This is a genomic window from Micrococcus sp. EWR3.9.1, assembly GCF_052615555.1.
On the sequence record NZ_JBQXFD010000002.1, the window covers coordinates 214,794 to 235,265 of the forward strand.

A 20,472-nucleotide genomic window follows, 5' to 3' on the forward strand; every position below is an offset into this window, starting at 1 on the left:
CCGGATCAGGCCTCCGGCTCGGCCTCGGCCTGCTTCGGCTCCGGCTGCGCGTCGACGCCGGCCTCCTTGCGCTGCTGGGCGGTGATGGGCGCCGGTGCGGCCGTCAGCGGGTCGAAGCCGCCGCCGGTCTTCGGGAACGCGATGACCTCGCGGATCGAGTCGGTGCCGGCCAGCAGGGCGACCACGCGGTCCCAGCCGAACGCGATGCCGCCGTGCGGCGGGGCGCCGTACTTGAAGCCCTCGAGCAGGAAGCCGAACTTCTCGTTCGCCTCCTCCGGGGACAAGCCCATGACCTCGAACACGCGCTCCTGCACGTCCTGACGGTGGATGCGGATGGAACCGCCGCCGATCTCGTTGCCGTTGCACACGATGTCGTACGCATACGCCAGGGCCGCGCCCGGGTCGGTGTCGAAGGTGTCCGCGAACTCCGGCTTGGGCGAGGTGAACGCGTGGTGCACGGCGGTCCAGGCGCCCGCACCCACGGCGACGTCGCCCGAGGCCACGGCGTCGGCCGCCGGCTCGAACATCGGCGCGTCCACGACCCACACGAACGCCCAGTCGGCGTCCTTCGCGGCCACGCCGTCACCGGCGTCGGTGAACAGCCCGCAGCGACGGCCGATCTCCACGCGGGCCGCACCCAGCAGCGCGCGGGACTCCTTCGGCTTGCCGGCGGCGAAGAACACGCAGTCGCCCGGGTTCGCGCCCACGGCGGCGGCCAGCCCGGCCTTCTCCTCCTCGGAGATGTTCTTGGACACCGGGCCGGTCAGTTCGCCGTCCTCCTGGATGAGCACGTAGGCCAGGCCCTTGGCGCCGCGCTGCTTGGCCCACTCCTGCCACGCGTCGAGGGTGCGGCGGGCCTGGGAGGCGCCGCCCGGCATCACGACGGCGCCCACGTACTCGTTCTGGAACACGCGGAACGGGGTGTCCTTGAAGTACTCGGTCAGGTCCGTCAGCTCGAGGCCGAAGCGCAGGTCCGGCTTGTCCGAGCCGTACTTCTCCATCGCCTCGGCGTAGGTCATGCGGCGGATCGGCGTCGGCACGTCCACGCCCACGAGGGCCCACAGGGCCTTGACGATCTTCTCGCCGAGGGCGATCACGTCGTCCTGCTCCACGAAGGAGGCCTCGATGTCCAGCTGGGTGAACTCGGGCTGACGGTCGGCGCGGAAGTCCTCGTCGCGGTAGCAGCGGGCGATCTGGTAGTACTTCTCGATCCCGCCCACCTGCAGTAGCTGCTTGAACAGCTGCGGCGACTGCGGCAGGGCGTACCAGGAGCCGGGAGCCAGGCGGGCCGGGACGAGGAAGTCGCGGGCGCCCTCCGGCGTCGAGCGCGTGAGTGTCGGGGTCTCGACCTCCACGAAGCCCTCGCCGTGCAGCAGCTCGCGTGCCGTGCGGTTGACCTCGGAGCGCAGGCGCATGATGCGCGAGGGCTGCGGGCGGCGCAGGTCGAGGTAGCGGTGGCGCAGCCGGGCCTCCTCGCCGACCTCCACGTGCTCGTCCACCTGGAACGGCAGCGCGGCGGCGGTGTTGAGCACCGTCACGGTCTCCGCGATCAGCTCGATCTCACCGGAGGGCAGGTTCGGGTTCTCATTGCCCTCGGGGCGGCGCTCGACCGTGCCGGTGACCTGCAGGACCCACTCGTTGCGCAGCGGGTCGAAGTCCGCCTCGTCCCGCACCACGACCTGGGCGAAGCCCGAGGCGTCGCGCAGGTCCACGAAGGCCACGCCGCCGTGGTCGCGCCGCCGCGCCACCCAGCCGGTGACGGTGACGGTCTGGCCGATGAGCGAGGCGTTGAGCTCGCCGAGGGAGTGGGTGCGCAGCACGAGGGTCCTCTCCGTCCGGTCGCCGGACGATGTGCGGGGTTCATGTGATGGTCGACGCCGTGTGATACGCCTGCGGGGCGGGCGCGCGCCGTTCCCGTCAGTCTAGTGCCCCGTCCGCGTTGCCCCAGCCCAGGAGGACCCCGTCATGACCACCGCCCTGCAGCGCCGCCTGACCCTGCTCCACGCCGTCGCGATCGGCCTCGGCTCGATGATCGGCGCGGGCGTGTTCACCGCGATCGGCCTGGCGGCCGCGCTCACCGGCGGCCACCCCGGCCTGCTGTACGGGGCCCTGGCGGTCGCGGCCGTCGCGGCCCTGTGCAACGCCCTGTCCACGGCGCAGCTGGCCACCGTCCACCCCGAGTCCGGCGGCGCCTACGTCTACGGCCGGCGGCAGCTGCACCCGTGGGCCGGCTTCGTCGCCGGCTGGGGCTTCGTCACGGGCAAGACCGCGTCGGTGGCCGCGATGGCGGCCACCCTCGGCCTGTACCTCTTCCCCGACGACGCCGCCGCGGCCCGGTGGACGGGCGTGGCCGCCGTCGTCGTGCTCACCGGGGTGGCGATGGCGGGCGTGACGCGGACCGCGCAGGCGACGTTGGCGATCCTCGTGCCCGTGCTCGCCGTGCTCGTGTTGGCCATCGGCGCAGGCCTGGCGCGCGAGGCCCCCGGGGGCTCGGCCGCGGCGCTCGGCGTCGACTCCCCCGTGCAGGGCGTGCTCATGGGCGCGGGCGTCCTGTTCTTCGCGTTCGCCGGCTACGCGCGCGTGGCCACCATGGGTGAGGAGGTCATCGACCCCGCACGCACGATCCCGCGCGCCATCCTGATCGCCCTCGCCGTGACCGTGGCGCTGTACTTGCTGCTCGCCACGGCGCTGATCTCGGGCCTCGGGACCTCCGGGCTGGCCCGGTCCCCGGCGCCCGTGCGCGACCTGCTCGAGACCGCCCTGGGCTCCGGCTGGGGCTGGGTGGCGGTGGCCGGCGCCGCCCTCGCCGCGGCCGGGGCCATGCTCAACCTGCTGACGGGCATCTCCCGCACCGCCCTGGCCATGGCCCGCGAGTCCGACCTGCCCCGCCCCCTGGCACGGGTCCATGCGGGGACCGGCACGCCGTGGACGGCTCAGCTGACGTTGGCCGCGGCCGTGATCCTGCTCCTGCTCACCACGGACATCCTCACCGTGGTGGGCTTCAGCTCGTTCGGCGTGCTCGTCTACTACGCGGTGGCGAACCTGTCCGCCCTGACCCTGCGCGGGGACGACGACGGCCGCCGCCCGGCCCGGCCGCGCCCGCTGCGCCCGCTGCGCGTGCCCCGCGCCGTCAACGTCCTGGGCCTGGCCCTGTGCCTGCTGCTCGCCCTCAGCCTGCCGCCGATGTCCGTGGCCGCGATGGCGGGCGTGTTCCTGATCGGGGTGGGCGGGCGCGCGTTCGTGCGGGCCGGGCGCCGGGGCCGGTGACCCGACGCGCAGACACCCACCGCCGCCGCACACCGGGGCCGGCATAGCGGCCGCGTCCGCTCAGTCCTGCGCGCGGGCGACCTGCGGCAGCAGGTCCTCGGCCGGCGGGGTCCAGTCGGCCGGGTCCGCGGCGTGCTGCTCGCCGGAGCGGATGTCCTTCACCTCGTGGACCCGCGCGCCGGCGTCGTCCCGACCCATGAACCAGACGAACGGGATGCCGCGGCGGTCCGCATACTTGATCTGCTTGCCGAACTTCTCCGCGGACACCGCGACCTCCGCGGGGATGCCGCGCTCCCGCAGCAGGGCCGCGACGTCCTGGGCCTCGGACCAGTCCTCGTCCGCCGTCAGCGCCACGTACACCGCGGTCGGCACGGAGCGGGAGGCCACGGCCATCTGCTGGGACAGCATGCGCATCACCAGCCGCGTCACGCCGATGGACAGTCCGACACCGGGGAACACGCGGTTCCCCTTGGACGCGAGCGCGTCGTAGCGGCCGCCCGAGCAGATCGAGCCGAGCTGCTCGTGGCCCACCAGGACGGTCTCGTAGACGGTGCCCGTGTAGTAGTCCAGGCCGCGCGCGATGGACAGGTCCGCCACGGCGCGCCCGGGGGCGCGGCGGTGCAGGGTGGCGACGACGTCGGCCAGCTCGGTCAGCCCCTCCTCGAGCAGCTCGTGGGTCACCCCCAGGGCGCGGACCCGCTCGACGAACGAGGTGTCCGACGTGCGGATGTCCGCCAGGGCCAGCGCCTGCGCAGCCTGCTCGGGGCTCGCGCCGACCTCCTCCTGGAGCAGCCGCGCGACCTCCTCCGGGCCGACCTTCTCCAGCTTGTCGATGCTGCGCAGCACGCCGGCGGTGTCCTCCAGGCCGATGCCCCGGTAGAAGCCCTCGGCGAGCTTGCGGTTGTTCACGCGGATGAGGAAGTCGCCGATCGGCAGGGCGCCGAGCGCCTCGGCCATCACCAGTGCGACGTCGGCGTCGTACCGGGGCGAGAGGGCGCCGTCGCCGACGACGTCGATGTCCGCCTGGGTGAACTCGCGGGCGCGGCCCTCCTGAGGGCGTTCCCCGCGCCAGACCTTCTGCATCTGGTAGCGACGGAAGGGGAAGGCGAGGTGGCCGGCGTTCTCCACGACGTAGCGGGCGAACGGCACGGTGAGGTCGAAGTGCAGGGCCAGGCGCTTGGGGTCGGCCGGGTCCTTGGGATCGCGCAGGCCCGCGGCGACCTCCTCGTCCTCGGCCAGGCGCGAGACCGCGTAGACCTCCTTGTCCACCTCGCCCTTGCGCAGCAGCTGGCCCAGGGTCTCCACGGCACGGGTCTCGATGCCGGCGAACCCGTGCAGCTCGAAGGTCCGCCGCAGCGTGTCGAGCACGTGCTGCTCCACGAGCCGCTCGGCGGGCAGCCACTCGTGGAAACCGGACAGGGAGGCCTTGCGGGACATGGCGATCCTTCGAGACGACGACGGCGGGGACGCGCGACGGTCCCCCGCCGGCGCACCGGCCCATTCTAGGCGCGGGCGCTGTCCGGCCCGGTACGCTGGCCCTGTTCGTGTCCATCCCGACCGGCCGCATCCCTCGACGACTGCGTGCCGGCGCAGTCAGGGAGAGTTCCAGCGGTGACCAATCACATGCAGCCCGACGACCAGCAGTCCCCCGCCACCGAGTCCACCCCCGCGTCGGCCGAGGCCGCCGATACGACCGTGCCCGCCGAGGCCCGGCCCGTCCCCGAGATCGTCCCCGACGCCCCGGCGCACGGTGATTCCTCCCAGCCCGCCGAGACGCCCGCCGTGCCCTCCCCGGCCGCGATGAAGAAGGCCAGCCCGGCCGCCGTGCGCCCCGCGACGCCCGCCGCCGCGTCCGTCGCCCCGGCCCCCGTCGTGGCCCCGACCGTGCCGCCCACCCCGGTGGAGGAGGCCGCCAGGTTCGCCCGGGTGAGCGAGGACGGCCACGTCACGCTGCTGGACGGGCAGGAGGAGCACGCGGTCGGCCAGGTGCCGGACGCGAGCACCGAGGACGCGCTGGCGTACTTCGTGCGCAAGTACGACGACGTGCGCGCCCAGATGGCCCTGTTCGAGCAGCGCATCGCCGCCGGCGCCCCCTCGGGTGAGCTGGGCCGCGCGCTGGGTCAGATGACGACCGCGGTGAACGAGCGCCACATGGTCGGCGACATGGACGCCCTCCGCACCCGCCTGGCGGCCCTGGAGACCCTCCTGGGCGACTACCGCGCCGCGGAACAGGAGGCCCGGCAGGCCGCCCAGGCCGAGCAGCTGGCCACCCGCGAGGCCATCGTCGCCGAGGCCGAGACCTTCGCCCAGACCCCGGCCGAGCGGATGCCCTGGAAGACCGCGTCCAAGCGCATGACGGAGCTGTTCGAGCAGTGGAAGGCCGCCCAGAAGGCCGGTCCGCGTCTGGCCAAGTCGGTCGAGGACGACCTGTGGAAGCGCTTCCGCGGCGCCCGCACCACGTTCGACAAGACCCGCCGCGCCCACTTCTCCCGGCTGGACGCCGCCTCGGCCGAGGCCAAGCAGGTCAAGGAGCGCCTCATCGCCCGCGCCGAGGAGCTGTCCACGTCCACCGACTGGGGCGTGACCGCCGGCAAGTACCGCGACCTGATGGACGAGTGGAAGCGCGCCCCCCGGGCCTCCCGCAAGGAGGACGACGCCCTCTGGGCCCGCTTCCGCGCCGCCCAGGACGTCTTCTTCGCCGCCCGCAAGGCCGCGAACCAGGAGATCGACCGCGAGTACGGGGCCAACCTGAAGGTGAAGGAGCAGATCCTCGCCGACGGCCAGAAGCTGCTCCCCTTCACGGACGTCAAGGCCGGGCGGCGCGCGCTCAACGAGCTGCGCGGGCGGTGGGAGGATGCCGGCCGCGTGCCCCGCGGGGACGTCCGTCGCATGGAGGAGGGCTTCCGCAGGCTCGAGGACGCCCTCAAGCAGGCGGAGAACGAGCACTGGCGCCGCACCGATCCGGAGACCAAGGCCCGCACGAACTCCGCCCTCACGCAGCTCGAGGAGACCATCGCCGGGCTCGAGGCGGATCTCGCCCGGGCCCAGGCCCAGGGCGACCAGCGCGCCGTCAAGAAGGCTCAGGAGGCGCTCGACGCGCGCCTGAAGTGGAAGCAGGCCCTCGAGGCCTCGGCCTCCGAGCTCCGCTGAGCCCCACCCGTCTCGAGCACGCCCCCGCGGCCCGTCTGTCCACAGGCGGCCGCGGGGGCGTCCTTGTCTCTGGCAGGCTCCGGGCATGACGACCGTGACGATCGAGGAGACCGCCCCGGCCGGGGCGCTCATGCTGGCGGGCGACCCCTTCACGGAGCCGGAGCTGCAGGCGCTCGGCGCGCGGGGCGCCGTGCGACCGCTGCTGCCCGGAGTGTGGGCGCGGCCGGACGCGGCGGACGATCCCGCGGTCCGGGCCGCTGCCCTGTGGACCCTCGGCGGCCCGCTCCTGGCCGCCGGCTGGACCGCGATCGGCCCGTCGGCGGCCTGGATCCTGGCCGGCGGCGCGGCGCCCGGGCGGCTGCACGCGGCCGTGCCGCACTTCCACCGGCGCCCCGCCGGCGGGGGCCAGCTGCCCTGGACGCTCACGCAGTCGGACGTCGCAGCCGATGCCACGGGCGTCGCCCCCGCCGAACAGGACGTGCTCCGCTTCGGCCCCGTGCGGGTCACCACGCCCGCCCGGACGGTCGAAGACCTGCTGCTCAGCGCCGACCCGGATGCGGCGCGGCGCGCGGCTGCCGTGATCGGCGCCCACGGCGCCGCCGGGCTGCGGGAGCGGCTGGCCCGCCGGACCCGCCGCGCCGGCGTCGTGGCGGCCCGGCGCCGGCTGGGCGCGCTGCTGACGGCGCTGGACGTCCCCGACTGAGGCCGGGAGGCTCAGGTGCGGTGCACGTCGAACACGCCGTCGATGCGGCGCACCGCGTCGATCACGTGGCCGAGGAACCGGGGGTCGCCCATCTCGAAGACGAACCGGCTCATCGCCACGCGGTCGCGGGTGGTGTTCACGGAGGCCGAGAGGATGTTCACGTGGTTCTCGGAGAGGACCCGTGTGACGTCGGAGAGCAGCGACTTGCGGTCCAGCGCCTCGATCTGGATCTCGACCAGGTAGACGGTGTCCCTCGACGGCGCCCAGCTGACCGGGGTGTGGCGCTCCGGCTCCTGCGCGAGCAGGGTCGCCAGGTTCGGACAGTCGACCCGGTGCACGGAGACCCCGGAGCCGCGGGTGACGAACCCGTCGATGGCATCCGGCGGCACCGGGTTGCAGCACCGGGCCAGCTTGGCCATGACACCGCCGTCGCCGTCCACGAGCACGCCGGCGTCGTTGGTGGCCCGCGCGGGGGCGCGCCGCGCCTGAGCCGGGACCAGCTCCTGCAGGTCCACCTCGCCGACGGTCAGTTCGCCCTCCGGCTCGGCCTGCGTCGGCGTCGGCGGAGCGAGGCGCTCCGCGACGCGTTCCTGCACGGACTGCGCGGACACGTGACCGTCGCCGAGGGCCACGAACAGCCCGTCGAGGTCCGCGTAGCCGAGATCCGTGGCCAGCTGCACCAGCTCCTCGCCGCCGAGCACGTGCTGCACGGTCATGCCGGCCTTGCGCAGCTGACGGGTCAGCGACTCGCGTCCCCGGTCGGCCTGCTCGCCGCGGCGCTGCGTGGCGAAGTGGTGACGGATCTTGGACCGGGCCCGTGGCGAGACCACGAAGCCCAGCCAGTCCCGGCTCGGGCCCGCGTCCTCGGCGCGCGAGGTGAAGACCTCCACGGTGTCGCCGTGGCTCAGCGGCGTGGACAGCGGGACGAGCTTGCCGTTGACCCGGGCACCGATGGTGCGGTGGCCGACGTCGGTGTGGATGGCGTAGGCGAAGTCCACGGGCGTGGAGCCGGCGGGCAGGGTGCGGATCTCCCCCTTCGGCGTGAAGACGTACACCTCGTCCGCCCCGATCTGGGTGCGCAGCGAGGCGAGGAACTCGTCCGGGTCCCGGGTGTCCGCCTGCCAGTCCATCACCGAGCGCAGCCAGGCCGGCGTGGCCTGCACCGGCGCCTGGCCGGCGGCCTGGGCCTTGTACCGCCAGTGCGCGGCGACGCCGTACTCGGCCTGGCGGTGCATCTCCTGCGTGCGGATCTGGATCTCCACCGGCTTGCCGCCCGGCACCATCACCGTGGTGTGCAGGGAGCGGTACATGTTCAGCTTCGGGACCGCGATGTAGTCCTTGAACCGACCCGGGACCGGGTTCCAGCGGGCGTGGATCGCGCCGAGCACGGCGTAGCAGTCACGCACGGAGTCCACGAGCACCCGGATGCCCGTCAGGTCGTGGATGTCGTCGAAGTCCTTCCCGCGCGTCACCATCTTCTGGTAGATCGAGTAGTAGTGCTTCGGCCGTCCGGTGACGGTCGCCCGGATCCGGTGCTCGCGCAGATGATCCTCGATCACGGTGCGCAGCGCCGCGATGTGCTTCTCCCGCTCCGGGTTCCGCTCCCCCACGAGGCGCACGATCTCCGCGTACATCTTGGGCTTGAGGGCGGCGAAGGAGAGGTCCTCGAGCTCCCACTTGACGGTGTTCATGCCGAGCCGGTGGGCCAGCGGGGCGTAGATGTCCAGGGTCTCCTGGGCCTTGCGCGCGCTGGACTCCGGGGAGACGTACCGCCACGTCCGCGCGTTGTGCAGCCGGTCGGCGAGCTTGATGAGCAGGACGTTCACGTCCTGGGCCATCGCGATGACCATCTTGCGCACGGTCTCGGCCTGCGCCGCGGCGCCGTAGGTCACCTTGTCCAGCTTGGTCACGCCGTCCACGAGGAGGGCGACGTCGGAGCCGAAGTCGGCGCGCAGGCGCTCCAGGGAGTAGTCCGTGTCCTCGACGGTGTCGTGCAGCAGGGCCGCCAGGAGGGTCGGGCCGGTCACGCCGATCTCGGCGAGGATCGTGGCGACCGCGACGGGGTGGGTGATGTACGGGTCCCCGGAGCGCCGCATCTGCCCCTCGTGTGCCGCGCGGGCGACCTCGAAGGCGCGGACGATGTCGGCCAGCTCGGTCTTGGTGGCTCGCTGCCGCACCGTGCGCATCAGCGGCTCGAGCAGGGGCGAGTACTCGGTGGCGTGCCGGCCGGTCAGGCGTGCGATCCGGCCGCGGGGCCGGACCGGGACGGGAGTGGGGTCCTGCTCGCTCATGGGCCACGCCTCCTGACTCGTGCGGCCCCGACCGCTCCGGCCGGGATGATCGGCGAGTCTACCCGCGCCCGTCCCGCCCCGCCCCAGAAAGACCGCCGGGCCCGGTGGCAGGTGCACCGGAGCCGCAGCGGCTCCGTCAGAGTCGCGCGCCGTCGTCCCAGGGGGCGACGTCGGGATCGGTGACCGCCTCTGAGGCACGCTCCCGGGCGGCGCGGGCCGCGGCCCGGGCGTCGTGGTCGCGCACGTCCGGGTCGTTGCGGCGCAGCAGGGCGTACAGCGGCGCCTGGAGGAACAGGGTGGACAGGGTGCCCACGATGATGCCCACGAACAGCGCGAGCGCGATGTCCCGCAGCGTGCCGGCACCGAGCAGCCCCGCGCCGATGAACAGGATCGAGCCGACCGGCAGGATGCCGACGACGGAGGTCGTGATGGACCGGACGAGCGTCTGGTTCACCGCGAGGTTCACGTTCTCGACGAAGGAGCGCTCCGGGTCCTCCTCGGCCCCGATCGTGTTCTCGCGGATCTTGTCGAAGACCACCACGGTGTCGTAGAGCGCGTACGACAGGATCGTGAGGAAGCCGATGATGGCCGACGGCGTGATCTCGAAGCCGGTGGCGCCGTAGATGCCGGCGGTCAGCGCGACCACGTAGAGCATGCCGAGCACGGCGGCCAGGGACATCTTCCAGGTGCGGAAGTACACGGCCATGAACAGGGTCACGAGCACCACGAAGATCACCAGGCCGATCAGGGCCTGCTGCGACACCGCGGCGCCCCAGGTCGGCCCCACGAAGGTCGAGGTCACCTGGTCCTGGCCGACGCCGTAGGCCTCCTGCAGGTTCGCGGCCACGGCTCGGGTCTGGGCGTCGTCGAGCTGCTCGGTCTGGACGCGCACGGTGCCCGGGGCGACGTTCGTGACGGTGGCGTGGCCGTCGGCCAGCACGTCGGTCACGGCGCGCTCGCCCGCGGCCACGTCGGTGGAGGCCGTCTGCGAGACGGTGAATTCGGAGCCGCCCCGGAACTCGATGCCGAGGTTGAAGCCACCGCGGAGGGCGGTCAGGCCGCCGGCGAGGACGAGCAGCAGGGCGGCGAGGGCGAACCACCGCCGCCAGCGCTGGATGAACGGGTAGGAGATGCGGCCCGAGTAGAGGGCGTTGCCCCAGTCGGCGAAGCGGTTCACTGGTCCTCCTCCTGGCGGCGTCGCTCGGCGCGGCGTCGCTCGGCGATCGTCATGGGCGGCGCGGTGCGCGAGCGGCGGCCGCCCCGGGCGGACGAGCCCGCGCGGGGGGCGCCCGTCGCGGCGAGCGGGCGCGGGGCGTCGGCGGCCGCCGCGTCGTCGGCGTCGGCCGGCTCGTCGGAGGCCTCCGCCGGGAGCCCGGTGCGGGGGGCGTGGGCGGGCTCGCGGAAGCGCCCGGCGCCCTGGTACAGGGACGGCCCGCCCAACAGCGACGGGTCCAGTCCGGACATCGGGTGTCCCTCGCCCACGAAGCGGGTCTGGGCCAACAGCACCATGAGCGGGTGGGTGAACATGAACACCACGATCAGGTCGGCGATCGCGGTGAGGCCGAGGGTGAACGCGAAGCCGCGCACGTTGCCGACGGCCACGAAGTACAGCACGACGGCGGCCAGCAGGTTCACGGCCTTGGACGCGGTGATCGTCCGCCGGGCGCGCTTCCAGCCCTCGTGCACGGCGACGGGCACGGTGTGGCCCGCGCGCAGCTCGTCCTTGATGCGTTCGAAGTAGACGATGAACGAGTCCGCCGTCAGACCGATCGCCACGATGAGCCCGGCGATGCCCGCGAGGGACAGGCGGTAGTTGTCCGTCCAGCCCAGGATCGCGATGGTCAGCCACGTCAGCACGCCCGCCACGATGATCGAGGCGAAGGTCAGCAGGCCCAGGGCCCGATACTGGAAGAACTGGTACACGGCCACGAGGCCGAGGCCGATCAGGCCGGCGATCAGGCCCCAGAAGAGCTGGTCCCGGCCGAGCGTGGCGGAGATCTGCTGCTCGGACTCGATCGAGAAGGAGATCGGCAGGGAGCCGTAGTTGAGCTGCTCGGCCAACTGCGCCGTCGTCTGCTCGTTCAGGGTGGGGCCGCTGATCTGCGCGCTGCCGTTGGTGATGACCACGTTGGACTGCGGCGCGGAGATCACGTCCCCGTCCAGCAGGATCGCGAACTGCTTGCGCGGGTCGCCCTCGGGGTACGGGGTGAGCTTCTGGGTGACCTCCGTGAAGGCCTTGGTGCCCTCCTCGTCGAACTCGATGTTGACGACCCACTGGTTGGTGGAGACGCCGCCCTGGGCCTGGGCCATGCCGTTGGACGCGCCCTTGATCTGGGTGCCCGGGATGACCACGGGGCCCAGGATGTACTTCTGGGCCGGCGTGACGGCGCCGTCGGCGAGCTCCTCGGAGGGCTGGCAGGCGACGATCGCCCGGTCGGACGGCGGCGGGGGCGCGGCCGGGTCCCGCGGGGCGGTGCAGTCCGTGGCCTGGAACTCGGCCAGCAGGGCCGGGGTGACCCAGTTCGGGTCGTAGGCGTCCGCCGGCTCCCCGTCGGGCTTCGGCAGCTGGTCTTCTGGCAGGCGCTGGTCCTCGGGGGTGGCCTCCCCCGGGCCGGACTGCAGCACGGGGCGGAACTGCATGTCCGCGGACGCCTGGATCAGGCGGCGGGTCTCCTCGTCCGGGACCCCGGGCAGGGAGACGACCACGTTCTGGGAGCCCTGCGTGGCGACCTCCGCCTCGGCCACGCCGGAGCCGTCCACACGCTGGCGGATGATCTCCACGGCCTGGTCCAGCTGCTCGGGGGTGACGGACTCGCCCGTCGAGGTCTGGGGGGCCAGCACCATCTGCGTGCCGCCCTCGAGGTCGAGGGCGAGCTTGGGAGCCCAGGAGGCCGCGCCGGAGGCCACGCCCCCGCCGAGGATCGCGGCCAGGACCACGAGGAGGGCGGCCAGCCAGGCCAGGGTGCGCCCGGCGGAGCCGGTGGGTGTTCTCTTCGCCATTGCTCAGGTGCTTCCGTCACATTCGAGCGGCCCCGCCAGGCGGGGCCGCGTGTGCAGGGGTGGGTGGGCCTCAGGCCAGGTCGTCGCGGCGCGGACGCGGGTCGTCGGCGTCGTCGGCGCGGTACTCGGTGCCGGGGGCGTCATCCAGACGCGACGGGTCCGTGGTGGGCGCGGCGGCCGTCTCCGGCTCCACGACGGTGGTGACGCCCTGCAGGTGCACGTCCATGCGGGTGCCCGGGGCGGTCTCCAGCGTCACCCGCTGGCCCTCGGTGTCCACGGCCACGACGGTGCCGAAGATGCCGGCGCCCGTCATGACCTCGACGCCTGGGGCGAGGGTGCTGCGCATCTGCGCCTGCTGCTGCTGCATCTTCTTGCCCTTGCGGAAGGAGAGGAAGAGCATCACCGCGAGCAGGGCGAAGGCGATGAGCATGAGCAGGCTGCCGCCACCCCCCTGGGCCTGCTGGGCGATCACGGGCAGGGTCGCGGCGGTGGCGACGGGCATGGGGGACTCCTGATGCTCGGGGTGGGCGGGCCTGTCCAGTGTAGGGGCCCGCCCTGGGCGTCACGGCCCCGGCGTGGCCTCCGGAGCGGCGAGGCCCAGGTGCTCCCAGGCCCCCGGCAGCGCGACGCGGCCACGGGGGGTCCGCGCCACCATGCCCTCGCGGATGAGGAAGGGCTCGGCCACGGTCTCCACGGTCTCGGCCTCCTCCCCCACGGCGGTGGCCAGCGTGCTGAGCCCCACGGGCCCGCCGCCGAACGTGGTGCACAGGGCCGTGAGCACGGACCGGTCGAGCCGGTCCAGGCCGCGCCCGTCGACCTCGTACATGTCCAGGGCGGCGGCGGCGTCGTGCGCGCCGACCTCGGCCAGCCCCTTCACGAGCGCCCAGTCCCGCACGCGGCGCAGCAAGCGGTTGGCGATGCGCGGGGTGCCGCGCGAGCGCCGGGCGATCTGCCGGTACCCCTCCGTGGCCAGCCGCATGTCCAGCAGCAGGGCGGAGCGGCGCAGGACGCGCTCGAGCTCCACCTCGGTGTAGAAGTCCAGATGGCCCGTGAAGCCGAAGCGGTCGCGCAGCGGCCCCGGCAGGAGGCCGGCCCGCGTGGTGGCGCCGACGAGCGTGAAGGGCGGCAGCTCGAGCGGGATCGAGGTGGCGCCGGCGCCCTTGCCCACCACGATGTCCACCCGGAAGTCCTCCATGGCCATGTAGAGCATCTCCTCGGCCGGGCGGGACATCCGGTGGATCTCGTCGAGGAAGAGCACCTCGCCCTCGGTGAGCGAGGACAGGATGGCCGCGAGGTCGCCCGCATGCTGGATCGCAGGGCCGGAGGACAGCCGCAGGGGGGCGTTCATCTCCGCGGCCACGATCATCGCCAGCGTGGTCTTGCCGAGCCCGGGCGGACCGGAGAGCAGGACGTGGTCCGCGGCGCGGTCGCGCAGCCGGGCGGAGGCGAGCATGAGGTCCAGCTGCTCGCGCACGCGCATCTGGCCCACGAACTCGTCCAGGTGCTTGGGGCGCAGCGCGGCCTCGAGCCGACGCTCCTCCGGGTCGACGGCCGCCGCGGACAGCGGCGAGGACTCCGCGCTCATCGCCCGCCTCGCACAGAGCCGGCCATGCCGACGTCGCGCAGGGTGGCACGCAGCAGCGCGGCGACGTCGCGGCCCTCGTCCAGCTCCGGGCGGGCCGCCACGGTGGCCTCGACGGCCTTGAGCGCCTCCTTCTCGGACCAGCCCAGGCCGGCCATCGCCTGCACGACGTCGGCGTGCCAGACCGTCTCGACGGCCGACTCGGCGCTCGCCTCGGCCTCCGCCTCGGGCACCGGCTCCCCGGTGGGTGCGAGGCGGCCGGAGAGCTCGACGATGATCTTGCGCGCCATCTTCGGTCCGATGCCGGGCACGCGGGTGAGGGTCTTCTCGTCCTCCTCGGTGACCGCCCGGCGCACGGTCTCGGGGTGGTGGACGGAGAGGATCGCCAGGGCGAGGCGGGGACCCACGCCGTTGGCCGTGATGAGCACCTCGAACACCTCGCGCTCGTCGCGGTCCGCGAAGCCGTAGAGGGTCAGGGCGTCCTCCTTGACCACGAGGTGGGTCTGCACCGCCCCCGGCCGGCCCTCGTGCAGGGTGGACAGCGTCTGCGGGGTGGCGGAGAATTGCACACCCAGGCCGCCGACGGCGATGACCGCCCGGTCGAGGGCCACGTGCTCGACGGTGCCGCTGAGCGAGGCGATCATGAGGGGCCCTCCTGTCGGGACGGACGGACGCCGGTCGGCGCGGATTCGAACATATCATCGAACGCCGGCCCGGCAGCGGCTTACCGGCGACGCCCGCCGCCCGCCGAGCGCTCGGCGTCGAGCCAGGCCCGCTGCGCGGCGGTGAGCTGGCCCCGCGGGCGGGCGCGCGCGGGCGCCTTGGCGGCGAACTGCGAGCGCCCCGCCCGGGAGGCGAGGTCCGCGGTGTCGAGGCCGGTCTGGCCGGCGGCCGCGCCGAGGGCGGTGCCGCGCCAGCCGTGGGCGATGGCCAAGGCGAGGGCGTCGGCCGCGTCGGCCGGGCGCGGCGGGGCGTCGAGGCGGAGGATCCGGGTGACCATCGTGGTGACCTGCTCCTTGCCCGCATCGCCGTGTCCGGTGACGGCGGCCTTGACCTCGGAGGGGGTGTGCAGGCCCACGGGGACGCCGGCGCGCGCGGCCGCGGCGATCGCCACGCCCGCGGCCTGGGCCGTGCCCAGCACGGTCGGCGTGTTCGTGTTCGCGAACATGCGCTCGACGGCGGCGCGATCGGGCCGGTGCGCGGCGAGGACCGCGGAGACGGCCTCGTCGATGCGCAGGAGGCGCTGGTCCAGGGGGGCGGTGGGGGGGGTGCCCGTGACCTCGACGTGGACGAGCGCGGCCCGCCGTCGCGCGTCCACGTCCACCACGGCGATCCCGCAGCGGGTGAGCCCCGGGTCCACCCCGAGGATCCGGACGACGTCGGCGGGCCGGCGCGCGCTCAGCGCGATCAGTCCTCGTCGAGCTCGGCGAGGACCTCGGGGGCGATGTCCACGTTCGAGAAGACGTTCTGGACGTCGTCGAGGTCCTCGAGGGCATCGGCCAGCTTGAGAAAGGTGCGGGCGCCCGACGCGTCCAGGTCCACCTTCATGGTGGGGACGAACTCGAGCTCGTCGGACTCGTACTCCACGCCCGCCTCGTCGAGGGCCTTGGCCACGGACTGCAGGTCGGAGGGGTCCGAGAGGATCTCGAAGGAGTCGCCGGAGACGACGACCTCCTCGGCGTCGGCGCCGCCCTCGAGCACGGCCTCGAGCAGGCCGTCCTCGGTGTTGCCCTCGGCGGGCAGGCGCACGAGGCCCTTGCGCTCGAAGAGGAAGGAGACGGAGCCGGAGTCGGCCATGGTGCCGCCGTTGCGGGTGACGGCCGCGCGCACGTCCGCGGCGGCGCGGTTCTTGTTGTCGGTCAGGCACTCGACCAGCAGCGCCGAGCCCTGGGGGCCGCGGACCTCGTACATGATCTCGGCGTAGTCGATGACCTCGCCGGTGAGGCCGGCGCCGCGCTTGACGGCGCGGTCGATGTTGTCGTTGGGCACCGAGGCCTTCTTGGCCTTGGACACGGCCAGGTCGAGGGCGGGGTTGCCGGCGACGTCGGGTCCGCCGGCACGTGCCGCGACCTCGATGTTCTTGATGTACTTCGCGAACGCCTTGGCGCGCCGCGCGTCGATGACGGCCTTCTTGTGCTTGGTGGTCGCCCACTTGGAATGTCCTGCCATCACGCCTCCTCAGGTCTGGATCTCGTCTGCTGGCTCGACCGCCCAGTCTAGCGACGCCCGGTGGGGTGGCGCGGATCACGGCTGACTACACTCGCGCCCATGACCCACACCTCCGCGCCCTCCGTCCTGCCCGCCGACCACCCGCTGGCGACCCCCTCCGACCTGCCCTACGGGCTGCCCGACTTCTCCGCCGTCTCCGACGCGCAGCTGGCCGAGGCCGTGCGCGCGGGGATGGCGGCCCAGCGCGCCGAGGTCGACCAGATCCTCGGGGCGGCCACGGCGCCGACCTTCGAGAACACCGTCCGTGCGCTCGAGCTGTCCGGCCAGCTGCTGCGCGGCTCCGCCGCGATGTTCTTCACGCTCGTCGGCTCGGACGGCACGGATGCGCGGCAGGCCCTGGCCGAGGAGCTCTCCCCCGAGCTCGCGGCCCACGAGGACGCGATCCTGCTGGACCCGCGGCTGGCGGCGCGCGCCGCTTCGATCGACGACGGCGGCCTCACGGGCGAGGACGCCCGCCTGCTGGAGACGCTGCGCCTGCGCCTCTCCCTGGCGGGGGCGGACCTAGACGAGGCCGCGCGCGAGGAGCTGCGCGGGATCAACACGGAGCTGGCGTCCCTCTCGGCCGCCTACACGCGCCGCCTCGTCGCGGACACCGCCGCCCGCGCCGTGCTCGTCACGGACCGCGAGCGCCTGGCCGGTCTGAGCGAGGACGACCTGGCCGCGGCGGCGGGGGCGGCCGCCGAGGCGGGGCACGGGGACGGGGACGCGGCGGCGGGCCCGTGGCTGCTGACGCTGTCCCTGTTCACGTCGCAGCCGTGGCTGGCGTCCCTGCAGGACGAGGGGATGCGGCGCGAGGTGTTCGAGGCGTCGACGGGCCGGGGCGGGTCCGGGGAGCACGAGACGCTGACGACGGCGATGGCGATGGTGCGGCTGCGGCTGCGCAAGGCGCGGCTGCTGGGGGCGCAGAGCTGGGCCGAGCAGGCGCTGAAGGACCGGGCGGCGCCGTCGACGGCGGCCGTGGAGGAGCTGCTGGCCGCGATGGCGCCGCGGGCGATGGCCAATGCGCGGGCGGACGCGGCGACGGCGGCGGCGCACGCGGGCCGGACGGACGCCGAGGTGGCCCCGTGGGACTGGCCGGCGCTGTCCGCGGCGTACGCGCGGGAGGAGTTCGCGGTGGACGCGGACGCCCTGCGCCCGTACTTCGAGCTGGACCGGGTGCTGACCGAGGGCGTGTTCGCGGCGGCGACGGCGCTGTACGGGCTCACATTCGCCGAGCGCCCGGAGCTGGCGCGGCACCTGTACCGCCCCGGGATCCGGGTGTTCGAGGTGACGGGTGAGGACGGTGCCGGGGTGGGTCTGTTCGTCGCGGACCTGTTCGCGCGGCCGACCAAGTCCGGCGGTGCCTGGATGCACACGGTGCGGGACATGGCGGACGCCCTGGGCGAGCGCCCGGTGGTGTTCACCACGATGAACGTGCCGGCCCCGGCGGCGGGGCGTCCGGCCCTGCTGTCGTTGGATGAGGCCACGACGCTGTTCCACGAGTTCGGCCACGCCCTGCATGGGCTGCTGGCCCGGGGCGAGTACGCCTCGCTCACCGGGACGAACGTGCCGCGCGACGTCGTCGAGTTCCCGTCGCAGGTCAACGAGGTGTGGCTGCGCGAGCCGTCCCTGCTGGCCGCGTACGCGCGGCACGTGGAGTCGGGCGAGCCGCTGCCGGCGGGGACGCTGGAGCGGCTCGAGGCTGCGGACCTGTGGGGCGAGGGGCACCGCACGGTCGAGTACCTGGGCGCAGCGCTCGTGGACTGGGCCTGGCACTCGCTGACGGAGGAGACGGTGCACGCCGCCACGGCCGACCCGGCCGCGTTCGAGCGCCGGGTGCTGACCGAGGCGGGCATCGACCCGGACCTGGTGCCGCCGCGCTACGGCACCGGCTACTTCAAGCACATCTTCGGCGGCGGCTACGCGGCCGGGTACTACTCCTACGTGTGGGCCGAGGTGCTGGACGCGGACGCCGTGGAGTGGTTCCGCGAGCACGGCGGGATGACGCGGGAGAACGGCCGCCGGTTCGCGGACGAGCTGCTCTCGCGGGGCGACACGCGTGACCTGCTGGAGTCCTACCGCGCGTTCCGTGGCCGGGACGCCGAGCTCGAGCCGCTGCTGCGCCGTCGGGGGCTGGCGGACGCCGCGGCCTGAGCGCGGTCAGCGCCCCCGGCCGCCGGGGCGGGGGGCGCTGAGCACGGCGCGCAGCCAGCCGCGCACGGTGGTGTCCCACTTGCGCGGGTCCACGTTCTGCTCGCGGGTGTGGCGGGCCTGGTGGAAGCGGACGAACCGCACGAGGTCCGGGTTGCGCTCGGCCAGGTCCTGCGAGGGGCCGACGGGCACGTACTCATCGTCCTCGGAGTGCAGGATCAGCGTGGGCACGCGCACGTGGTCGGCGCGGGTCACCCAGTCCAGGGCCTTGAGGTCCACGGGGGCGGCCAGGCCCGTGATGAACCGGCCGGCCCGGTTGGCCAGCAGCCACTGGCCGAGCAGGCCCACGGCTTCGGGGATCCGGTTGAGCCGGGCCTGGTGGCGCAGCACGTCCACCCAGTCCACGACGGGGCCCGTCAGGACCACGCCGCGCACGTGCGTGGCCAGCGGGGAGCGGTCCACGGTCTGTAGCACCACGGCCCCGCCCATGGACCAGCCGAAGAGGACGACGTCCCGGGCGCCGTGGTCGAGGGCGTAGCGGATGGCCGCCTCGACGTCCTCCCATTCGGTGGTGCCGAGCCCGTAGCGGGCGTCGGCCGCGTCCGGGGCGTCCCCGTCGTTGCGGTAGGAGATCAGCAGCGACGTCATGCCCAGGCGGCGGGCGGTCGGCACGGCGCGGATGCCCTCGTTGCGGCGCGCGCCGCGGCCGTGGACCATCACCGCCCACAGCCCCTCCGCGGGACGGGGTTCGCCGTCCTCGCTGGGGCCCGGCGCGATGCGCCATGCGCGGGCGTGGCCGCCGGGCACCGGCACCTGCACGTCCTCGGCGTCGAGCCCGGCGTCGGCGGGGGTCGGGTAGACGAAGCCGGTGAACCGGCCCCGGGTCGCCGTCGTCAGATCGCCGGAGAAGACCTCCTCGACCGCGCGCTGCACCGTGCCGTCCCGGGGGTCGAAGGAGGTGATCTCCCCGATCCGGGCGCATCCGGCGCCGTCGTCGAACGTGAGGGAGTACTGGCCGGGCACGGTGGTGTACTCGTCGGCCTGCAGGATCACGTCCTGCCCGGCGGGCGTGTCGACGACGGCGAGGATCGGCGTGGACTCGGCGTGGCGGCGCACGGGGGTCACCACGGTGCGGGCGAACACGCCCGCGAGCGCCGAGCTCGCCCCGGCCAGCACGAAGGCGGAGGCCGCGGCGACGCTGAGCACGGGCGGGGCCCAGCGGGCCACCGGGGAGGCCACGGCCACGCCGCCGCGCACCGATCCGGTGACTCCGCGGCGGACCAGGCGGCCCGCTCGGCGGACGCGGGACTCGCGACTCCCGGCCCGCCGGGATGCCACGGTGACGGCGGCGGCCAGGGCGGGCGGCAGGTCGGCGGGGCGGGGACGGGGACGGCGGGGTCGTGCGGCCATGCGCGCCATTGTCCTCCACGGGCGGGCGCGCCCGCCAATGCGGCGCCGGTCGGGAACACGACGGCGCTCCGGACCGTTGCACCGGGCATGACCGAGACTCCCCACACCCCCCATGACGGCCCCACCCCCGACCCCGCGCGGGACGCCCCCGCACCCGAGCAGACCCTGGCCGCCCCGGGCGGCACCCGCCTGACGGACGAGGAGTGGGCCCGACGGCTCACGCCCGAGGAGTTCCAGGTGCTGCGCCGGGCCGGCACGGAGCGGCCCTTCACGGGCGAGTACTGGGACTCGCACGTGAAGGGCGTGTACGCGTGCCGGGCGTGCGGGTCCGAGCTGTTCCGCTCGGACGAGAAGTTCGACGCGCACTGCGGCTGGCCCTCGTTCTTCGCGCCGCTCGCGGAGGACCGGGTGGAGTACCTGAAGGACACCACCCTGGGCATGGAGCGGATCGAGGTGCGGTGCGCGGCGTGCGGCTCCCACATGGGTCACGTCTTCGCGGGCGAGGGCTATGACACCCCCACGGACCTGCGCTACTGCATCAACTCGATCTCGCTGCGCCTGGCCCCCGCCGACGACGCGGCGGCCCCGGACGGGGCGCGCTGATCCGGTGCGGGAGCGCCGTGGCGTCCACGGCGCGCCCCCGCGGCCCGCTGGGCCCCGCAGCCTAGGTGTAGGAGGGCATGACGTTGTTGACTCGGGCCGGTGCCAAC

General features: G+C 74.0%; 16 protein-coding genes. 5 read left to right on the forward strand and 11 right to left on the reverse strand.

Features of this window, described 5'->3' with window-relative positions; all coding sequences use genetic code 11:
* Positions 1-5: 5 nt before the first annotated feature.
* A complete protein-coding gene (aspS, locus tag ACUJ8O_RS02570) occupies positions 6-1,820 on the reverse strand; it encodes an aspartate--tRNA ligase (RefSeq protein WP_078025478.1) in 1,815 nt (604 codons plus the stop codon).
* Positions 1,821-1,965: 145 nt separating this feature from the next.
* Between aspS and ACUJ8O_RS02575 the strand changes: the two genes are divergently transcribed.
* The gene (locus ACUJ8O_RS02575) at positions 1,966-3,267 is read left to right on the forward strand and encodes an APC family permease (protein WP_371506540.1); all 1,302 of its coding nucleotides are present in this window, start codon (positions 1,966-1,968) and stop codon (positions 3,265-3,267) included.
* 60 nt (positions 3,268-3,327) lie between these two features.
* Here ACUJ8O_RS02575 and hisS read toward each other — a convergent pair whose 3' ends face one another.
* Positions 3,328-4,704, reverse strand: a complete 1,377-nt coding sequence (gene hisS, locus ACUJ8O_RS02580) for a histidine--tRNA ligase (RefSeq protein WP_036313678.1) — start codon at positions 4,702-4,704, stop codon at positions 3,328-3,330.
* A gap of 174 nt (positions 4,705-4,878) precedes the next feature.
* Between hisS and ACUJ8O_RS02585 the strand changes: the two genes are divergently transcribed.
* Positions 4,879-6,417 carry a DUF349 domain-containing protein gene (locus ACUJ8O_RS02585; protein WP_445373118.1) on the forward strand — a complete coding sequence of 513 codons (1,539 nt, stop codon included), beginning with the start codon at positions 4,879-4,881 and terminating at the stop codon, positions 6,415-6,417.
* A gap of 85 nt (positions 6,418-6,502) precedes the next feature.
* Complete coding sequence (locus ACUJ8O_RS02590) at positions 6,503-7,120, forward strand: hypothetical protein (RefSeq protein WP_012750900.1); 618 nt, start codon at positions 6,503-6,505, stop codon at positions 7,118-7,120.
* 11 nt (positions 7,121-7,131) lie between these two features.
* Here ACUJ8O_RS02590 and ACUJ8O_RS02595 read toward each other — a convergent pair whose 3' ends face one another.
* The 8 genes from ACUJ8O_RS02595 to ACUJ8O_RS02630 form a co-directional block, all read right to left on the reverse strand.
* Entirely contained in the window at positions 7,132-9,411 is a 2,280-nt protein-coding gene (locus tag ACUJ8O_RS02595; RefSeq protein WP_036340297.1) for a RelA/SpoT family protein, read from the reverse strand.
* A gap of 136 nt (positions 9,412-9,547) precedes the next feature.
* Positions 9,548-10,588, reverse strand: a complete 1,041-nt coding sequence (gene secF / locus ACUJ8O_RS02600) for a protein translocase subunit SecF (RefSeq protein ID WP_036317952.1) — start codon at positions 10,586-10,588, stop codon at positions 9,548-9,550.
* Positions 10,585-12,411 carry a protein translocase subunit SecD gene (secD, locus tag ACUJ8O_RS02605; protein WP_036340294.1) on the reverse strand — a complete coding sequence of 609 codons (1,827 nt, stop codon included), beginning with the start codon at positions 12,409-12,411 and terminating at the stop codon, positions 10,585-10,587. Before secD ends, secF begins: the two co-directional genes overlap by 4 nt.
* A 70-nt stretch (positions 12,412-12,481) precedes the next feature.
* Entirely contained in the window at positions 12,482-12,913 is a 432-nt protein-coding gene (locus ACUJ8O_RS02610) for a preprotein translocase subunit YajC (RefSeq protein WP_036317946.1), read from the reverse strand.
* 60 nt (positions 12,914-12,973) lie between these two features.
* Positions 12,974-13,996 carry a Holliday junction branch migration DNA helicase RuvB gene (ruvB, locus tag ACUJ8O_RS02615; protein WP_036317944.1) on the reverse strand — a complete coding sequence of 341 codons (1,023 nt, stop codon included), beginning with the start codon at positions 13,994-13,996 and terminating at the stop codon, positions 12,974-12,976.
* Positions 13,993-14,637: a Holliday junction branch migration protein RuvA gene (gene ruvA, locus ACUJ8O_RS02620; RefSeq protein ID WP_036340291.1), complete on the reverse strand. Its 645-nt coding sequence runs from the start codon at positions 14,635-14,637 to the stop codon at positions 13,993-13,995. The genes ruvB and ruvA overlap by 4 nt, the downstream gene beginning before the upstream one ends.
* Positions 14,638-14,717: 80 nt before the next feature.
* On the reverse strand, positions 14,718-15,353 hold the full coding sequence (gene ruvC, locus ACUJ8O_RS02625; RefSeq protein WP_036317938.1) for a crossover junction endodeoxyribonuclease RuvC: 636 nt from the start codon (positions 15,351-15,353) through the stop codon (positions 14,718-14,720).
* A 47-nt stretch (positions 15,354-15,400) separates the two neighbouring features.
* On the reverse strand, positions 15,401-16,162 hold the full coding sequence (locus ACUJ8O_RS02630) for a YebC/PmpR family DNA-binding transcriptional regulator (RefSeq protein ID WP_036317934.1): 762 nt from the start codon (positions 16,160-16,162) through the stop codon (positions 15,401-15,403).
* Positions 16,163-16,261: 99 nt separating this feature from the next.
* Between ACUJ8O_RS02630 and ACUJ8O_RS02635 the strand changes: the two genes are divergently transcribed.
* A complete protein-coding gene (locus ACUJ8O_RS02635; protein ID WP_445373119.1) occupies positions 16,262-18,355 on the forward strand; it encodes a M3 family metallopeptidase in 2,094 nt (697 codons plus the stop codon).
* Between the two features lie 6 nt (positions 18,356-18,361).
* Here ACUJ8O_RS02635 and ACUJ8O_RS02640 read toward each other — a convergent pair whose 3' ends face one another.
* A complete protein-coding gene (locus ACUJ8O_RS02640; RefSeq protein WP_098092620.1) occupies positions 18,362-19,762 on the reverse strand; it encodes an alpha/beta hydrolase family protein in 1,401 nt (466 codons plus the stop codon).
* A gap of 87 nt (positions 19,763-19,849) precedes the next feature.
* Between ACUJ8O_RS02640 and msrB the strand changes: the two genes are divergently transcribed.
* On the forward strand, positions 19,850-20,365 hold the full coding sequence (msrB, locus tag ACUJ8O_RS02645; protein WP_098092617.1) for a peptide-methionine (R)-S-oxide reductase MsrB: 516 nt from the start codon (positions 19,850-19,852) through the stop codon (positions 20,363-20,365).
* Positions 20,366-20,472 lie beyond the last annotated feature (107 nt).